Genomic DNA, 15063 nt, shown 5'->3' with positions numbered 1-15063 from the left:
TTTTGGGGGGCCCCCCGGGCCCCCCCCCGGGCCCCCGGGTTTTGTTTGGGTGGGGGTCCCTCGGGCTGGGCGGCCTTGCCGTGGGCCCTGGGGCGCCCCCCACTTCGCCGAACCGGCCGGGGCGGGCGGTTCGTCCGCCCAGATCAGGTGCACCTGGTCGTGCCGGGCCAGGTGGGCGACGGCGGCGTCGACGGACCGGAACCGCGCGCGCCCGCGCCCGTCCTCGGCCGCGAACACCTCTGCCGCGTCGCCGAAGTCGAGGCCCCAGCACCGCACGAACCCGTCCTCCCGGACCCCGATCTCCTCGCACACCGCGAACAACCGCGGCCGGTGTACGGCCACCAACTCCCCCAGCTCCGCCCGGAACTCCTCGACGGTCGGGGTGGTCGTGCTCGTCGATTCCACGTTTCTCCTCTGCCGGACGCGCGCATCCGCTCCACTGTGGACATATCGCCCGATCGGGAGGGACGCGTCGCGGATACGATCACCGCTTCTCGGACGCCGGGAACGTAGCAACGCCGGAACCGGCCGGGAAATCGCAGATCACCACGACACGTTCAGGGGTTGCACGCGCGACCGGGTCGCCGAGGGAGGTCAGCAGTGCCGAAGTTCGCCGGTTCCCAGGCAAGGGCGATCGGAGCTGAGATGCGCCGAGCCCGAGATTCACTCGAATGGACCTTGGAGACGTTGGCGGCGGCGACGGACATATCCCGATCCACCCTGTCCCGCATCGAGACGGGCGCACGCCGCGCCGACGTCGGCGAAGGTCGCCTCCATCCTCACCGCTCTCGCCGTCACCGGCCCTGCCAAACAACGCCTGCTGCGGCTGGCGGGTGAAGGTGCCGGAACATGGGTTGAGATCGGTTCGGCAATGGAACAACAGCTCAGCGCGATCGCGGCGTACGAGAGCGAGGCCCGTTCGATCTCCGATTTCCAGATCTCGGTGGTTCCCGGGCTGCTCCAGACTTCCGACTACGCTCGGAATCGAACGACCTCCTCACCCGCTACGCAAAGAGGTACGAACATGATCTTTGAGTTCCGCAAGAGCAGCTACAGCGGCGGCGGGAGCGGCACCTGCGTCGAAGTCGCCCTCAACGTCCCCGGCACCCGCGCCATCCGCGACAGCAAGAACCCGGCCGAGAGCCCGCTGTTCTTCGACCGGCGGACGTTCACGGCGTTCCTGACCGCGATCAAATCCGACCGCTACCCCGCTGCCTGATCCGCACTTGCGAACGGCCCATCCGCCCGAGCAGCGCGGGCGGATGTGCCGTTCAGCCAGGTGGTGTCAGGAGAGGAAGCGCTCCAGGGCGTCGGCGCCCGCGGGGGCTCCGCCGCTGGTGAGGACGGCTTCGCGCATCTCGGCGAGGTTGGCGCGGATCTGCTCGTCCGCGGCGACCTCGTCCACGGTGGCGCGCAGCAGCTCCGGCGTGACGTCGTCGGCCTGCAGCCGCTTGCCGAGCCCGAGCTCCTGGGCGCGGTCGGCGTTGGCCTCCTGTTCCGGCATCTGCGGGAACGCGATCGGCGGCACGCCGTAGTACAGCGTCTCCATCGTCGAGTTCATGCCGGTGTGGGTGAGGAACGCGGTGGCGTGCTGGAGCACCGCGGGCTGCGGGAAGCTCGTGCGCACCTCGAAGTTCTCCGGGATCTCGCCCAGGTCGGCTTCCTGCACGACCTTGCCGATGGACATGGCGACCTGCCAGCCGGAGTCGCGGAACGCCTCGATGCACAGCCGGAAGAACTCGGGGCGCTGGTTGAACACGGTGCCCAGCGAGATGAACAGCAGCGGCCTGTCACCGTGCTTCGGCTTCCAGTCGACGACGCCGCGCTGCCCCACGGACGGGCCGATGAACTCGAAGCGGTCGTCGAAGGTCTCGGAGCGCAGCTGGAACTTCTTCGGCAGGAACACCAGGTTCAGCGGCGACGGCTTCGCCTGCCCGAACGAGGACGGGTCGAAGGTGACGCCGAACTCGGTGGTGAGCTCCTTCATCCGCTTCGCGAAGTCCTGCACGATCGGGTGGTTCGGGTCGAAGGGGTTCTCGTCGTCCTTCTTCACCATCACGTCGCGCATCGAGAAGTGCTCGTTGCCCGCGAAGTGCGGGATGAGCGACACCTCGGGCACGCCCAGCTTCTCGGCGAGCATCGGACCGGTGGCCTCGGCCTGGTCGAAGCACACCGCGTCCGGCAGGTCCTGGCGGAAGTGCTCGACGAGCTTCGGGAACGACCGCTGGATGTCCTCGATGCGGAACTCCAGCATCGGGGCCATGGCCTCGGGCGTGAACTTGGCGAAGTTGGTGGGCATCTCGGGCATCACGGTGCCGGTGTCGAACAGCGTGGCACCGGCGGCCTGGACGGCGTCGTGGAATTCGGGACCGATGGCGTAGGTGACGCGGTGGCCGCGGCGGACGAGCTCCTCCACCAGCGGCAGCGTCGGGTTGACGTGTCCGTGCGCGGTCATGCTGACGAACGCGAAGTGCTTGCTCATGTTCCCCTCGGATGAGACTTGCCCGGACCGGCCCATACCCGCCGCGCCCGATCGACCTAGCCCATGGTCCTCCGAACGCGGCGCCGAAAAAAGGTGTTTTCCGCAACCAATTACCTTCACAGCGAGCGAAATGCCGCCAAATCAAGGCTCTGAACTGCGACGTTCCCGATATGCGGCGTTCGGGTGTGATCCACACCGCTGCCGCCGGCACGCCGCGCCGAAGCCGGGCACCGAGCGCGCGGTGGCGGCCTCGACCGTGGCGTAGCGTGCCGCCATGCCGACTCCAGCGCAGCAGCTCATCCCCGCCGGCCTCGACCGCTTCGGTGCCCTGGTGCACGCCGTCGAGCGGTGGGACGACCCGACGCCGTGCAGCGCGTGGACCGTCCGCGACCTCGTCGGCCACCTCGTCGCCGAACACCGCTGGGCACCGCACCTGCTCGCCGGGGAGACCCTGGAGCAGGTCGGCGACCGCTACGACGGCGACCTGCTCGGCGACGACCCGGTGCGCGCGTGGGACGACGCCGCCCGCGGATCCCGCGCGGCGTGGGCGTCCGCCGACCTGACCGGGACCGCCCGGTTCTCCTTCGGCGAAGCGCCGATGACCACCTACGCCGAGCAGATGCTCATCGACCTCACCGTGCACGGCTGGGACCTGGCGCGCGCCACCGGGCAACCCGAGGACCTCGACCCGGCCGCCGTCGACCTCGGCCTCGCCTACGCACGCCCCAACGCCGAGCGGATGGTCGGCCTCGGCATCATCGACCCGCCGATCCCCACCGACAGCACAGACCCCGCCGTGCAACTCCTCTCCCTGCTGGGCCGCCGCGCCTGACCGCCCGCCCCCAGGGGAACACGACTCTTTCCTGTCAGCGGCGAAGCCGATGAGCAGCGACCACGCACGCAGCCGGACCACCCGCGGGTTCTCAGCTGTTCCCTCGCGAGGACAGCGATTTCTCCTGTGGCGGAGCCACCGGTGAAATCGATCCCGCAGCGAGGGAACCGCTGAGGTTCCGCCACCCCAGTGCTACGCAACAAGCGCGAAGCGCCCCGGGTGAATTCACCCGGGGCGCTTCGTCAGACGCTCGATCAGACCAGCGGGCGGTCCGTCGGGGCGATCGGGGCGGGTAGCACGTCCCGGCCCGTCAGGTAGCGGTCCACCCCGGCGGCCGCGGACCGGCCCTCGGAGATCGCCCACACGATCAGCGACTGGCCGCGGCCCATGTCGCCCGCCGTGAACACACCGTCCACAGTGGTCATGAAGTCCGAGTCGCGGGCGACGTTGCCGCGCTCGTCGAGCTCCACGCCTAGATCGGTGAGCAGGCCCTCCTTCTCCGGGCCGACGAAGCCCATCGCCAGGAAGGCCAGCTGGCACGGCAGCTCCCGCTCGGTGCCCTCGACCGGCACGAAGCGGCCGTCCTCGCGGCGCACCTCCGCGAGCCGCAGCGCGCGCAGGTTCCCGTTCTCGTCGGCGAGGAACTCCTGGGTGTTGACGGAGAACAACCGCTCCCCGCCCTCCTCGTGCGCCGAGGTCACCTTGAACGTCATCGGGTACGTCGGCCACGGCTGGTTGTCCGGCCGCGTCGACGGCGGCGTCGGCATGATCTCCAGCTGGGTGACCGACTTCGCGCCCTGCCGGTGCGCGGTGCCGACGCAGTCCGCACCGGTGTCACCGCCGCCGATCACCACGACGTCCTTGCCCGCGGCGTCGATCGGCGAGGACGGCAGGTCGCCCTCCTGCACCTTGTTGGCCAGCGGCAGGTACTCCATCGCCTGGTGCACCCCGACCGCCTCGCGGCCGGTGATCGGCAGGTCCCGGGCCGCGGTGGCGCCGCCGGCGAGGACCACCGCGTCGTAGTCGGCCTTCAGCTGCTCCACCGACACGTCCACGCCGACGTGCACGCCGGTGCGGAACTCGGTGCCCTCGGCCCGCATCTGGCCGAGCCTGCGGTCCAGGCGCCGCTTCTCCATCTTGAACTCGGGGATCCCGTAGCGCAGCAGCCCGCCGATGCGGTCCGCCCGCTCGTAGACCACCACGTCGTGGCCCGCGCGGGTCAGCTGCTGGGCGGCGGCCAGGCCGGACGGCCCGGATCCGATCACCGCGACCCGCTTGCCGGTCTTCGACGCGGGCGGCTGCGGCGGCACCCGGCCCTCCGCCCAGGCCCGGTCGATGATCTCGATCTCGACCTGCTTGATCGTCACCGGATCGGAGTTGATGCCGACCACGCACGCCGCCTCGCACGGGGCGGGGCACAACGTCCCGGTGAACTCCGGGAAGTTGTTCGTGGCGTGCAGCCGCTCGATCGCCTCGCTCCAGTCGTCGCGCCAGGTGAGGTCGTTCCACTCCGGGATCAGGTTGCCCAGCGGACAACCGTTGTGGCAGAACGGGATGCCGCAGTCCATGCAGCGGCCCGCCTGCTCCTTGACCCGGCCCGGCTCGAAGTCCAGGTAGACCTCGCGCCAGTCCTTGATCCGGATGTCCACGGGGCGGCGCTCGGGCGTCTGGCGCGCCGTGGTGATGAAGCCCTTCGGGTCAGCCATGAGCCGCCTCCATGATCGCCTGGTCAACGTCGCGGCCGTCGCGCTCGGCGGCGGTCTGCGCGGCCAGCACGCGCTTGAAGTCGCGCGGCATGACCTTCGCGAAGCGCGCCACCGCGCGGTCCCAGTCCGCCAGCAGTTCCGCGGCCACCTGCGAGGCCGTCTGCTCGTGGTGCCTGCGGACCCGGTCGTGCAGGAACTCCCGGTCGGCCTCGTCCAGCTCGTCGAGGTCCACCATCTCCGGGTTGATCCGCTCCTCCCGCAGGTCCAGCACGTAGGCGATGCCACCGGACATGCCGGCCGCGAAGTTGCGGCCGGTGCCGCCGAGGATCACCGCGCGGCCACCGGTCATGTACTCGCAGCCGTGGTCGCCGATGCCCTCGACGACGGCGACCGCGCCCGAGTTCCGCACGCAGAACCGCTCGCCCACCACGCCGCGCACGAACAGCTCACCGGACGTCGCGCCGTACAGCAGCACGTTGCCCGCGATGACGTTGTCCTCGGCGGTGTAAGCGGCGCCCTCCGGCGGCCGCACCACGATCCGCCCGCCCGACAGGCCCTTGCCGACGTAGTCGTTGCCGTCGCCGAGCAGCCGCAGCGTGATGCCCCGCGGCACGAACGCCCCGAAGCTCTGCCCGGCCGAACCGGTGAACGTCACGTCGATCGTGTCGTCCGGCAACCCCTCGCCGCCCCACCGGCGGGTCAGCTCGTGGCCGAGCATGGTGCCCACCGTGCGGTTGACGTTGCGCACCGGCAGCTCAAGCCGCACCGGCGTCGCGTCCTTCAACGCGCCCTCGCTGAGCTGGATCAGCGTGTGGTCCAGGGCCTTGTCCAGGCCGTGGTCCTGGGTGGTGGTGTTGTGCAGCGCCGCGCCCGGCGCCAGCTCCGGGACGTGGGTGATCGCCGAGAGGTCCAGCTCCTCGGTCTTCCAGTGCCGCACCGCGTCGTCGGTGTCGATCAGCTCGGCGTGCCCGACGGCCTCCTCGATGGACCGGAAGCCGAGTTCCGCCAGGTACTCCCGCACTTCCTGGGCGATGAACTCGAAGAAGTTCACCACGTACTCGGCCTTGCCGTCGAACTTCGCCCGCAGCTGCGGGTTCTGCGTGGCCACGCCCACCGGGCAGGTGTCCAGGTGGCACACCCGCATCATGATGCAGCCGGACACGACCAGCGGGGCGGTGGCGAAGCCGAACTCCTCCGCGCCCAGCAGCGCCGCGATCACCACGTCGCGGCCGGTCTTGAGCTGCCCGTCGGTCTGCACCACGATCCGGTCGCGCAGGTCGTTGGCCAGCAGCGTCTGCTGCGTCTCGGCCAGGCCCAGCTCCCAGGGGCCGCCCGCGTGCTTGATCGAGGACAGCGGGGAGGCACCGGTGCCGCCGTCGTGCCCGGAGATCAGCACCACGTCGGCGTGCGCCTTGCTCACGCCCGCCGCGACCGTGCCGACGCCGACCTCGCTGACCAGCTTGACGTGGATCCGCGCCTTCGGGTTGGCGTTCTTCAGGTCGTGGATCAGCTGTGCGAGGTCCTCGATGGAGTAGATGTCGTGGTGCGGCGGCGGGGAGATCAGCCCCACGCCCGGCGTGGAGTGCCGGGTCTTGCCCACCCACGGGTACACCTTGTGGCCGGGCAGCTGCCCGCCCTCGCCGGGCTTCGCGCCCTGCGCCATCTTGATCTGGATGTCGTCGGCGTTGACCAGGTATTCGCTGGTGACGCCGAAGCGGCCGGAGGCGACCTGCTTGATCGCCGAGCGGCGCGAATCGCCGTTGGCGTCCGGGGTGAACCGGTCGGCGTCCTCACCGCCCTCGCCGGTGTTCGACTTGCCGCCGAGGCGGTTCATCGCGATCGCGAGGGTCTCGTGCATCTCCTGCGAGATCGAGCCGTAGGAGATGGCGCCGGTGGCGAACCTCTTCACGATCGACTCGATCGGCTCGACCTCCTCGATCGGCACCGGCCGCCGGGCACCTTCGCGGAACTTGAACAGGCCGCGCAGGGTCATCAGGTCGCGCGACTGGTCGTCGACGGCCTTCGTGTACTCCTTGAAGACCTCGTAGCGGCCGGACCGCGTGGAGTGCTGCAGCTTGAACACGGTGCGCGGGTTGAACAGGTGCGGGTCGCCCTCGCGCCGCCACTGGTACTCGCCGCCCACCTGCAAGGTGCGGTGCGGGGCCTGCACGCCGTCGTCCGGGTAGGCGCGGCGGTGCCGCTCGGCGACCTCCTTGGCCAGCAGGTCGAAACCGACCCCGCCGAGCCGCGAGGTGGTGCCGGCGAAACATCGGTCGATGACCTCGGCGCCCAGCCCGATCGCCTCGAAGATCTGCGCACCGGTGTACGAGGCCACCGTGGACACGCCCATCTTCGACATCGTCTTGCGCACGCCCTTGCCGAGCGCCTTGATCAGGTTGCCGGTGGCCTTCGCCGGGTCGAGTCCCTGGAGCACGCCGTTGTGCACCAGGTCCTCGACGCTGGCCATCGCCAGGTACGGGTTGACGGCCGCGGCGCCGTAGCCGATGAGCAGCGCGACGTGGTGCACCTCGCGCACGTCACCGGCCTCGATCACCAGGCCGACGTGGGTGCGGGTCTTCTCCCGCACCAGGTGGTGGTGCACCGCGCCGGTCACCAGCAGCGACGGGATCGGCGCGTGCTCGGCGTCGGCGGCCCGGTCGGAGAGCACCAGCACGTGCGCGCCCTCGGCGACCGCGGCGGACACCTCGGCGCAGATCTCGTCGAGCCGCTCCCGCAGCGCCTCGCCACCGCCGCGCACCCGGTAGGTGCTGGAGATGATCGCGGGCTTGAGGCCGGGGCGGTCGCCGTCGTCGTCGATGTGCACGATCTTGGCGAGCTGGTCGTTGTCCAGCACCGGGAACGGCAGCACCAGCTGCTTGCAGGCGTCCGGATCGTGGTCGAGCAGGTTGTGCTCGGGGCCGATGTGGGTGGCCAGCGAGGTCACCAGCTCCTCGCGGATGGCGTCCAGCGGCGGGTTGGTGACCTGCGCGAACAGCTGCGTGAAGTAGTCGAACAGCTGCCGCGGGCGCTTCGAGAACGCCGCGAACGGCACGTCGTTGCCCATCGAGCCGATCGGCTCCGCCCCACCGGCGGCCATCGGCTTGAGCAGCACGTTCAGCTCTTCCTGCGTGTAGCCGAACACCTGCTGGCCGTGCACCAGCGACGCGTGCGAGGGCACCTCGCGGTCGCGGTCGGGCAGATCGCCCAGGTGCACCACGCCCTCGTCCAGCCACTGCTGGTACGGGTGCGCGGCCGCCAGTTCGCCCTTGATCTCCTCGTCGTCGACGATGCGCCCGGCACCGGTGTCGACCAGGAACATGCGGCCCGGCTGCAACCGGCCCTTGCGCACCACGCGCGCCGGGTCCAGTTCGAGCACGCCGACCTCGCTGGCCAGCACGACGAGCCCGTCGTCGGTCACCCAGTAGCGGCCGGGGCGCAGCCCGTTGCGGTCCAGGACCGCGCCGATCTGGGTGCCGTCGGTGAACGCCACCAGCGCGGGGCCGTCCCAGGGTTCCATCAGGTAGTTGTGGAACTCGTAGAACGCGCGGCGCTGCGGGTCCATCTCGGCGTGGTTCTCCCACGCCTCCGGGATCATCATCAGCACCGAGTGCGGCAGCGAGCGCCCGCCCAGGTGCAGCAGCTCCAGCACCTCGTCGAAGGTGGCCGAGTCGCTGCCGTCCGGCGTCGCGATCGGGTACAGCCGCTGCAGGTCACCGGGGATGAGGTCGGTCGCGAGCATGCTCTCGCGGGTCCGCATCCAGTTCCGGTTCCCCTTCATCGTGTTGATCTCGCCGTTGTGCGCGATGAACCGGTACGGGTGCGCCAGCGGCCACGACGGGAACGTGTTCGTGGAGAACCGCGAGTGCACCAGGCCGATGGCGCTGGTGAACCGCTCGTCGGCCAGGTCCGGGTAGAACGAGCCCAGCTGGGTCTCGCTGAGCATTCCCTTGTAGACGAAGGTCCGGGCCGACAGGCTCGGGAAGTACACCGCGGCCTCGTGCTCGGCGCGCTTGCGCACGCAGAACGCGCGGCGTTCGAACTGGAGGGCCGATTCGGACTCGGCTCCGTCGCTGCCGTGCCCGATGAACAGCTGGCGGAAGCTCGGCATCACCTCGCGGGCGGCCCGCCCGGCGTTGTCCGGCTCGATCGGCACCTCGCGCCAGCCGAGCAGGGTGAGGCCCTCCTCGGCGACGATCCGCTCGACGATCCCGGCCGCCTCCCGCGCCTCGTCGGCGTCGGCGGGCAGGAAGGCCGTCCCGGCCGCGTAACCGCCCGCTTCGGGCAGGTCGAACGGGACCACGGCGCGGAAGAACTCGTCGGGGACCTGCGTCAGCACGCCGACGCCGTCCCCCGTCTCCGGGTCGGCGCCCTTGGCGCCCCGGTGTTCGAGGTTGCGCAACGCCGTGAGGGCGTTCTGCACCAGTGCGTGGCTGCGCCGCCCGTGCATGTCGGCCACGAATGCGACCCCGCAGGCGTCGTGGTCGTGAGCCGGGTCGTACAGACCCCGCTCGGCGGCGCGACGTTGCGCCTCATTTCTCAAATACTGGGAATCCGGCATCGATCCTCCCGTCGCCAGGCCCGGATCGCGGCGAGGGAATTGTGAGCACTCGCAAGCGATCCGCGAAAACCTTTCGGGCACTGACAAAAGGATGCGCCGTTGCATCGTCGGTCAGTTCCGGGCACTGTACAGACGGATCGGGCCCACGGCTACGCCTGAGTAACACGGATGAAAATCACATGGCGGCGTCCCGGAGCGTGGAACCGGCCACCTTCCGGCGGTCAACCGCAGGTCACCTTCGATCAACCCCCTGACCAGCGGCGGCGCCCGCGGGGACCGGCCTCCAGGGCTCAAAGGCAGGCGTTGCGCCTGATCACGACGGCTTTTTCGGTCCAGTCCGGTTCGAGCGTGATGCAGCACACATCCCGGGAAGGGTTGCCTGACTCGAACCTCATCGAGACCGTCCTCTGTGGAACTCCGGCTTCCCCCGCCGCCGCCCCGAATTCACACGGATGACGCAGCGCCGAGACCAGATTCCCGTGCCATGCGCCGAATCCGGGCTCCGGATGAAACGTTCCATTCGGACATCACGCCGCCGACCGGCGACGACGGGGACGGCCACCGGCTCCCGCACGCGGTCCCGGCGCCGCCGATCGCGCTCCGCGAGCGGCCGAGCACCCGGCGCGCGCGCAGCGGACCCGAGTCCGTGTTCCCGGGGCAGCGGTGCGGAATGGCCCGGCTCCGCACCGTCACGATTCGCAATTCCCGTCCGGACGGTCAATCGCGGGACGGGTCTCCGGTCACCGCGGGCGCCGGTTCCGCCGCGTAACGCGACAGCAGCAGAAGCATTGCGATTCCGATCAGCAGATAGGAATTGCCGAACAGGTGCTGTAGCGCATTCCAGTTCCCATTGGCCGGGAACATCCGGAACGGGGTGACGAAGGCGGCCAGCACGAGCACGCCCGCCGACACCAGCCAGCCGCGGCTGCGCCTGCGCAACGCCGTGCCGGCCGCGACGAGCACGCCCGGCGCCACCCACACCCAGTGGTCCGACCAGGACGTCGGCGAGACCAGCAGCGCCAGCAGCGCCGTCGCCAGCAACGCCGGAGCCACCTCCGCCGTGCGCAGCACCCGCACCGCCACCAGCGTCAGCACCAGCGCGCACAGCGCCCACAGCGCGTGCTCGGTCAACGCGGGCAGGTCCAGCCGGGACAACGCGCCAATGATCGACTGGTTGGTGTGGTACGAGGAACCGCTGACGCCCGCGGCCGGACCGGTGCCGAACCAGTAGTCCATCGACGCCGAGCGGTTCAGCACGAACCCCAAGCAGGTCCCGGCGACGGCGGTGATCGCGGCGACCGCGGCCGCCCGGTACTCCTTGCGCACCAGGAAGAACAGCAGGAACGCGGCCGGCGTCAGCTTGATCGCGGCGGCCAGGCCCACCAGCAGGCCCCGCGGCCAGCGCGGGTGCTCGGTCAGGCAGTCCACCGCCACCAGCCCCATCAGCAGCACGTTGACCTGGCCCAGCCCGAACGACGCGTACACCGGTTCCAGCAGCAGCGTGCCCGGCAGGCCGATCGCGGCCACCGCGGCCGCGCTCTCCCGGCCCAGGTGCGGCCACGTCCGCCGCGCCACCAGGTACAGCACCACGCCGATCGCGACCAGGTCCGTCAGGTAGAGCAGCCACAGCCCCGCCACGTACGGCAGCACCGACGGCACCGCCAGCGGCAGCAGCGCGAACGGCGGGTACACCCACGGCAGGATCCGGTCGGCGCTCGTCATCGGACCGCCGACCGTGATGTCCCCGCCGCTGAGCCAGGTGTGCACCGCCCAGCGGTACACCTGGTAGTCGACGCCCGCGCCGTGCCCCAGCCCGGCGCGGCTCATCAGGAACAGCGCCACCAGCGAGACCAGCAGCGCCACCGCACCGGCGGCGATGACCGGCCGCGGCCGGACCAGCACGTGGGCGCGCAGCCGCGCGAACCAGCGCTGCGCGGTGGTGAGGTAGCGGGTGAGTGCGGCCTGCCTGGGCCCGGGTAACCGGGGGCTGCGTAGCGGGGTGGCCAACGAGATCCTTCCGTCGCGCGGCCACCAGCATCGGCTGCCCGATCCCCGACTAGGAGCATCCGGCCGCAGGGGGTGCACCTGGATACAGGCGCAGAACTCTATCCAACCGCCCGGAGTGCTCCACCCCACACCCCTGCTCCGAGGTGGGCGGCCAGCTCGGGCCTCGGGCCACCCACCCGGTCGATCACTCCAGCTGCCGTCGAACCCGCCAGGTAGGTCATGTCCGTTTCCTGTCAGCGGCGAAGCCGATGAACTGCCGACCACGCACGCAGCCGGACCACCAGCGGGTTCTCAGCGGGATCCTCGCGAGGACAGCGTTTTCGCCTGTGGCGGAGCCACCGGTGAAAACGATCCCGCAGCGGGAATCCCGCTGAGGTTCCGCCACCCGACCACCCCGCAGCAGAAGTAGAGAGACGCTCGGTCAGAGCGCGTAGAGCTCCGGGAGGTTGACGACGATGGCCTCCTGAGTGCTCCGGGAGATCACCACGACGGCCTTGTGCTCCGGGTCCGGGTTCTCCTCGCGGTGCGGCACGTACGGCGGCACGAAGATGTAGTCGCCGGGCTCGGTCTCGATCTGCACCTCCTCGGTGCCGTCGTGGAAGACGAACCGGGGGTGGCCGCTGACCACGTAGATCGCGGTCTCCGACTCGCCGTGGTGGTGGTTGTCGGAGGCCGTCGCGGGCGCCACGTGCGTCTCGCCGGTCCAGATCCGCTCGGAGCCGACGGTGTCGCCGCTGATCGCCGCGAACCGCTGCATGCCCTCGGTCTGCGCGGTGCCCCCGTCCAGCTCGCTGCCGCGGATGTGGTGCAGCCGGGAGCGCAGCGACTGCTTCTCCGCGGGGTCGACCTTCGAGGTCAGGTCGGGGTGGAATGCGTCCGCCATGGAACTGCTCCGTTCTGGGTCAGGCCGCCGCGCGCTGTTCGGCGGCCAGGTCGGCGATGGTGATCCGTTCGAGGAAGTCCGCGACGGCGCCGCCGAGCCGCGTCCACACCGCGTCCCGCTCGGCGTCGTCGTGCCGGGAGGTCACCGCGCCTTCGACGACGCGGACCACGTCGGCGAGGGTGATCTCCGCGGCGTCCCGCGCCGGCCAGTAGCCGCCTTCGCAGCCGCGCTGGCTGTGCACGAGGCCGCCGCGGCGCAGCTCCACCATCAGGTTCACCAGCGAGTTCAGCGGAATCCCCTGGGTGCGGGCCATCGATTCGCAGGTCTGCTGCCTGCCGCTGCTCGCCAGCTCCACCAGGGCGCGCACCGAGTAGTCGACGCGGGCGGAGATGTGCACGGGCGCGGCGCGGCGCACCCGAGTGCTCCTGGTCGCGGCCACCTCCGGCAGCACCACGGCGCCCTTGGCGATCTCCTCGCAGAACAGCACGATCCGGGCGGCGACGCTGCGGTGCACCTTGTCGTTGAGCACGTCGTGCACGCCGTCCTTGAACACCGCGGTGCTCGCCTGCGGGTGCGCGGCGCCGAGCCGGGTGACCGGGTCGACGGGCGCGATCGCGTCCGCGTCGCCGTGCAGCAGCAGCACCGGCACGTCCGGGAGCCGCTGCGGCGGTTCGGCGGTGCCCGCGTCGAGCTCGCCCCAGTGGAAGTCCGGGTCGGCGCTGAGCCGTTCGCGGTGGATCGGGCAGGAGGTGCGGGCGGCGATCTCGTCCTCGCGCCCGGCGGGCGCACCGGGCGCCGCGGCCAGCGGGGTGCCCGCCAGCACCAGCCCGTCCACCTCGGTCTCCAGCGCGGTCTCCCAGGCGCGCAGCGCACCGGTGTCGGTGCCGACGAGGATGCGGGCGGTGTCGCCCGCCCCGTCGAACCAGTCGGCCGGTGCGGTGCCGAGGTCCGGGACGACGACGGTGTAGCCGTCGACGGCGAGCCTGCGGCCGAACCGCTCGTACAGGCCGGGGTGTTCGCCCCGCCCGTGCAGCACCACGACGTGGCCCCGCGAGGCGGTCTCCGGCACCCAGCTGCGGGTCATCTCGACTCCATTCGTTCCGTGCCCGGCATCATGCACCCCCGGGCGACCCGGCGGTCCGGCGCGCTCACGCCGGTGTCCGCTCGGCGGCGCCCGCGCGGCGCGCCACTTCTTCGCGGACGGCGGGGATGAGCTCCCGGCCGTAGTCGATGGCGTCGTCCAGCGGGTCGTAGCCGCGGATGAGCAGCGTGGTCACCCCGATGTCCACGTAGTCGGCGAGCGCCTTCGCGACGGTCTCGGCGGTGCCGACGAGCGCGGTGGAGTTCCCGGCCGCGTTGGTGGCCTGCGAGGTCGGGGTCCACAGCGCCCGGTCATGCAGCTCGCCCTTGGCGGCCGCTGCCAGCAGGCGCTGCGAGCCGACGTTGGCGACCTCCGAGTCCTTGCCCAGCGTCTTCGGCCCGGTGAAGGAGCCGAACCCGCCGCGAGCGGCCCGGATCCGGTCCAGCACGGAGTGCGCGCGCTCCCAGGCGAGTTCCTCGGTGGCGCCGAGGATGGGCCGGAACGACACGCTGATGCCGGGCACGTCGGTGCGTCCGGCGGCCCGCGCGGCGGCGCGGACGGAGGCGATCTGCTCGGCGGTCTCGGCCAGCGGCTCGCCCCACAGCGCGAACACGTCGGCGTGCTTGCCGCCGACCCGGTAGGCCGCCGCGGAGGAACCGCCGAAGTACAGCGGGATCCGGGGCCGCTGCACGGGTTTCACCGCGGTGCTGAAGTCCTCGATCCGGTAGTTCGGCCCGTCGTGGTCGATCGGCCCGTCCTCGGTCCACGCCCGCTCGAGCACCTCCAGGTACTCGTCGGTGCGCGCGTAGCGCTGCTCCTTGTCCAGGTGGTCGCCGTCGCGGCGCTGGTCGGCGTCGCTGCCGCCGGAGATGACGTGCACCGCGATCCGCCCGCCGGACAACGCGTCCAGCGTGGCGAAGGTCCGCGCGGCCAGCGTGGGTGCCACGAATCCGGGCCGGTGCGCGATGAGCAGGCCGAGCCGGTCGGTGTGCGCGGCGACGTGCGCGGCCAGCTGGGTGCCGTCCGGGGATCCGGAGCCGTGGCCGATGAGGACCCGGTCGAAGCCGCCGTCCTCGTGGGCGCGGGCGAAGCGGCGCAGGAACGCGGGGTCCACGGCGGGGCCGCTCGCCGGGTGGATCTCGGAGACGTGCTGGGCGCCGATCATGCCGACGATTTCCACACTCATGGTCAGACACTTCCTGTCTCGGTTCCCGGGGGCCCGCCGCGCGGGCGCGCGGGACCGCGCCCGCGGCCCGCGGGGCCGGGGTGGAGCGGCGGAGGAGCGCGCCGCGGGGAGGGGGTCGGTCAGTGCACGCCGAGCCACGAGAGGAGTTCGGCGCGCTGGGCGACGAACGCGGGCGCGGCCACGCCGCGCGGGCGGGTGGGGGGGGCGGGCGGGGGGGGGGGCGGGGGCCCCCCCCGGGGGGGCCCCCCCCCCCCCCCCGCCCCCCCCGCCGGGAGCGCGAGACGTCCCGCCGCTCCGCGCCGGGAGAGCAGCACCGCCGCTCCGCACC

General features: G+C 71.4%; 11 protein-coding genes and 1 pseudogene. 4 read left to right on the top strand and 8 right to left on the bottom strand.

The genetic code is table 11. The features are described 5' to 3' along the window. Positions 1-405 (bottom strand): hypothetical protein (locus LCD31_RS15220; RefSeq protein ID WP_224958889.1); only part of this gene is annotated, 405 nt, incomplete at its 3' end. A 240-nt stretch (positions 406-645) separates the two neighbouring features. On the opposite strand from LCD31_RS15220, the gene LCD31_RS29785 reads away from it, so the two are divergent. From LCD31_RS29785 to LCD31_RS15205, 3 genes and pseudogenes are all read left to right on the top strand, one after another. Beyond that, positions 646-837: a helix-turn-helix transcriptional regulator gene (locus LCD31_RS29785; protein WP_224958892.1), complete on the top strand. Its 192-nt coding sequence runs from the start codon at positions 646-648 to the stop codon at positions 835-837. A gap of 34 nt (positions 838-871) precedes the next feature. Continuing rightward, positions 872-985: pseudogene (locus LCD31_RS29780) on the top strand (Scr1 family TA system antitoxin-like transcriptional regulator); the annotation flags it as partial. A gap of 39 nt (positions 986-1024) precedes the next feature. After that, positions 1025-1219 carry a DUF397 domain-containing protein gene (locus LCD31_RS15205; protein ID WP_224958891.1) on the top strand — a complete coding sequence of 65 codons (195 nt, stop codon included), beginning with the start codon at positions 1025-1027 and terminating at the stop codon, positions 1217-1219. Between the two features lie 66 nt (positions 1220-1285). On the opposite strand, the gene LCD31_RS15200 is transcribed toward LCD31_RS15205, so the two are convergent. Next, the gene (locus LCD31_RS15200; RefSeq protein WP_224958888.1) at positions 1286-2482 is read right to left on the bottom strand and encodes a macrolide family glycosyltransferase; all 1197 of its coding nucleotides are present in this window, start codon (positions 2480-2482) and stop codon (positions 1286-1288) included. Positions 2483-2756: 274 nt separating this feature from the next. Here LCD31_RS15200 and LCD31_RS15195 point away from each other — a divergent pair, with 274 nt between their 5' ends. Further along, a complete protein-coding gene (locus tag LCD31_RS15195) occupies positions 2757-3314 on the top strand; it encodes a TIGR03086 family metal-binding protein (protein ID WP_224958886.1) in 558 nt (185 codons plus the stop codon). Between the two features lie 254 nt (positions 3315-3568). Here LCD31_RS15195 and LCD31_RS15190 read toward each other — a convergent pair whose 3' ends face one another. From LCD31_RS15190 to LCD31_RS15165, 6 genes are all read right to left on the bottom strand, one after another. Then, positions 3569-5020, bottom strand: coding sequence for a glutamate synthase subunit beta (locus LCD31_RS15190; protein ID WP_224958884.1), 1452 nt, complete (start codon positions 5018-5020; stop codon positions 3569-3571). Continuing rightward, on the bottom strand, positions 5013-9578 hold the full coding sequence (gene gltB, locus LCD31_RS15185; protein ID WP_224958882.1) for a glutamate synthase large subunit: 4566 nt from the start codon (positions 9576-9578) through the stop codon (positions 5013-5015). The genes LCD31_RS15190 and gltB overlap by 8 nt, the downstream gene beginning before the upstream one ends. Positions 9579-10295: 717 nt before the next feature. Continuing rightward, positions 10296-11585, bottom strand: a complete 1290-nt coding sequence (locus LCD31_RS15180; RefSeq protein ID WP_224958880.1) for a glycosyltransferase family 87 protein — start codon at positions 11583-11585, stop codon at positions 10296-10298. Positions 11586-12006: 421 nt separating this feature from the next. Beyond that, on the bottom strand, positions 12007-12468 hold the full coding sequence (locus LCD31_RS15175; protein ID WP_224958878.1) for a cupin domain-containing protein: 462 nt from the start codon (positions 12466-12468) through the stop codon (positions 12007-12009). 19 nt (positions 12469-12487) lie between these two features. Then, the gene (locus tag LCD31_RS15170) at positions 12488-13552 is read right to left on the bottom strand and encodes an Rrf2 family transcriptional regulator (protein ID WP_224958877.1); all 1065 of its coding nucleotides are present in this window, start codon (positions 13550-13552) and stop codon (positions 12488-12490) included. A 64-nt stretch (positions 13553-13616) separates the two neighbouring features. Continuing rightward, the gene (locus LCD31_RS15165; protein WP_224958876.1) at positions 13617-14735 is read right to left on the bottom strand and encodes an LLM class flavin-dependent oxidoreductase; all 1119 of its coding nucleotides are present in this window, start codon (positions 14733-14735) and stop codon (positions 13617-13619) included. Between the last annotated feature and the right edge of the window lie 328 nt (positions 14736-15063).

It is taken from the genome of Saccharopolyspora sp. 6M (assembly GCF_020176775.1).
Lineage (GTDB): Bacteria > Actinomycetota > Actinomycetes > Mycobacteriales > Pseudonocardiaceae > Saccharopolyspora_C > Saccharopolyspora_C gregorii.
This window is presented reverse-complemented; position numbering and strand designations above follow the sequence as displayed.

Bases quoted from the DNA above. Each gene is read 5' to 3' on its own strand.
- LCD31_RS29785 (WP_224958892.1), top strand. From the start codon at position 646: ATGCGCCGAGCCCGAGATTCACTCGAATGGACCTTGGAGACGTTGGCG.
- LCD31_RS15205 (WP_224958891.1), top strand. From the start codon at position 1,025: ATGATCTTTGAGTTCCGCAAGAGCAGCTACAGCGGCGGCGGGAGCGGC.
- LCD31_RS15200 (WP_224958888.1), bottom strand. From the start codon at position 2,482: ATGAGCAAGCACTTCGCGTTCGTCAGCATGACCGCGCACGGACACGTC.
- LCD31_RS15195 (WP_224958886.1), top strand. From the start codon at position 2,757: ATGCCGACTCCAGCGCAGCAGCTCATCCCCGCCGGCCTCGACCGCTTC.
- LCD31_RS15190 (WP_224958884.1), bottom strand. From the start codon at position 5,020: ATGGCTGACCCGAAGGGCTTCATCACCACGGCGCGCCAGACGCCCGAG.
- gltB (WP_224958882.1), bottom strand. From the start codon at position 9,578: ATGCCGGATTCCCAGTATTTGAGAAATGAGGCGCAACGTCGCGCCGCC.
- LCD31_RS15175 (WP_224958878.1), bottom strand. From the start codon at position 12,468: ATGGCGGACGCATTCCACCCCGACCTGACCTCGAAGGTCGACCCCGCG.
- LCD31_RS15170 (WP_224958877.1), bottom strand. From the start codon at position 13,552: ATGACCCGCAGCTGGGTGCCGGAGACCGCCTCGCGGGGCCACGTCGTG.
- LCD31_RS15165 (WP_224958876.1), bottom strand. From the start codon at position 14,735: ATGAGTGTGGAAATCGTCGGCATGATCGGCGCCCAGCACGTCTCCGAG.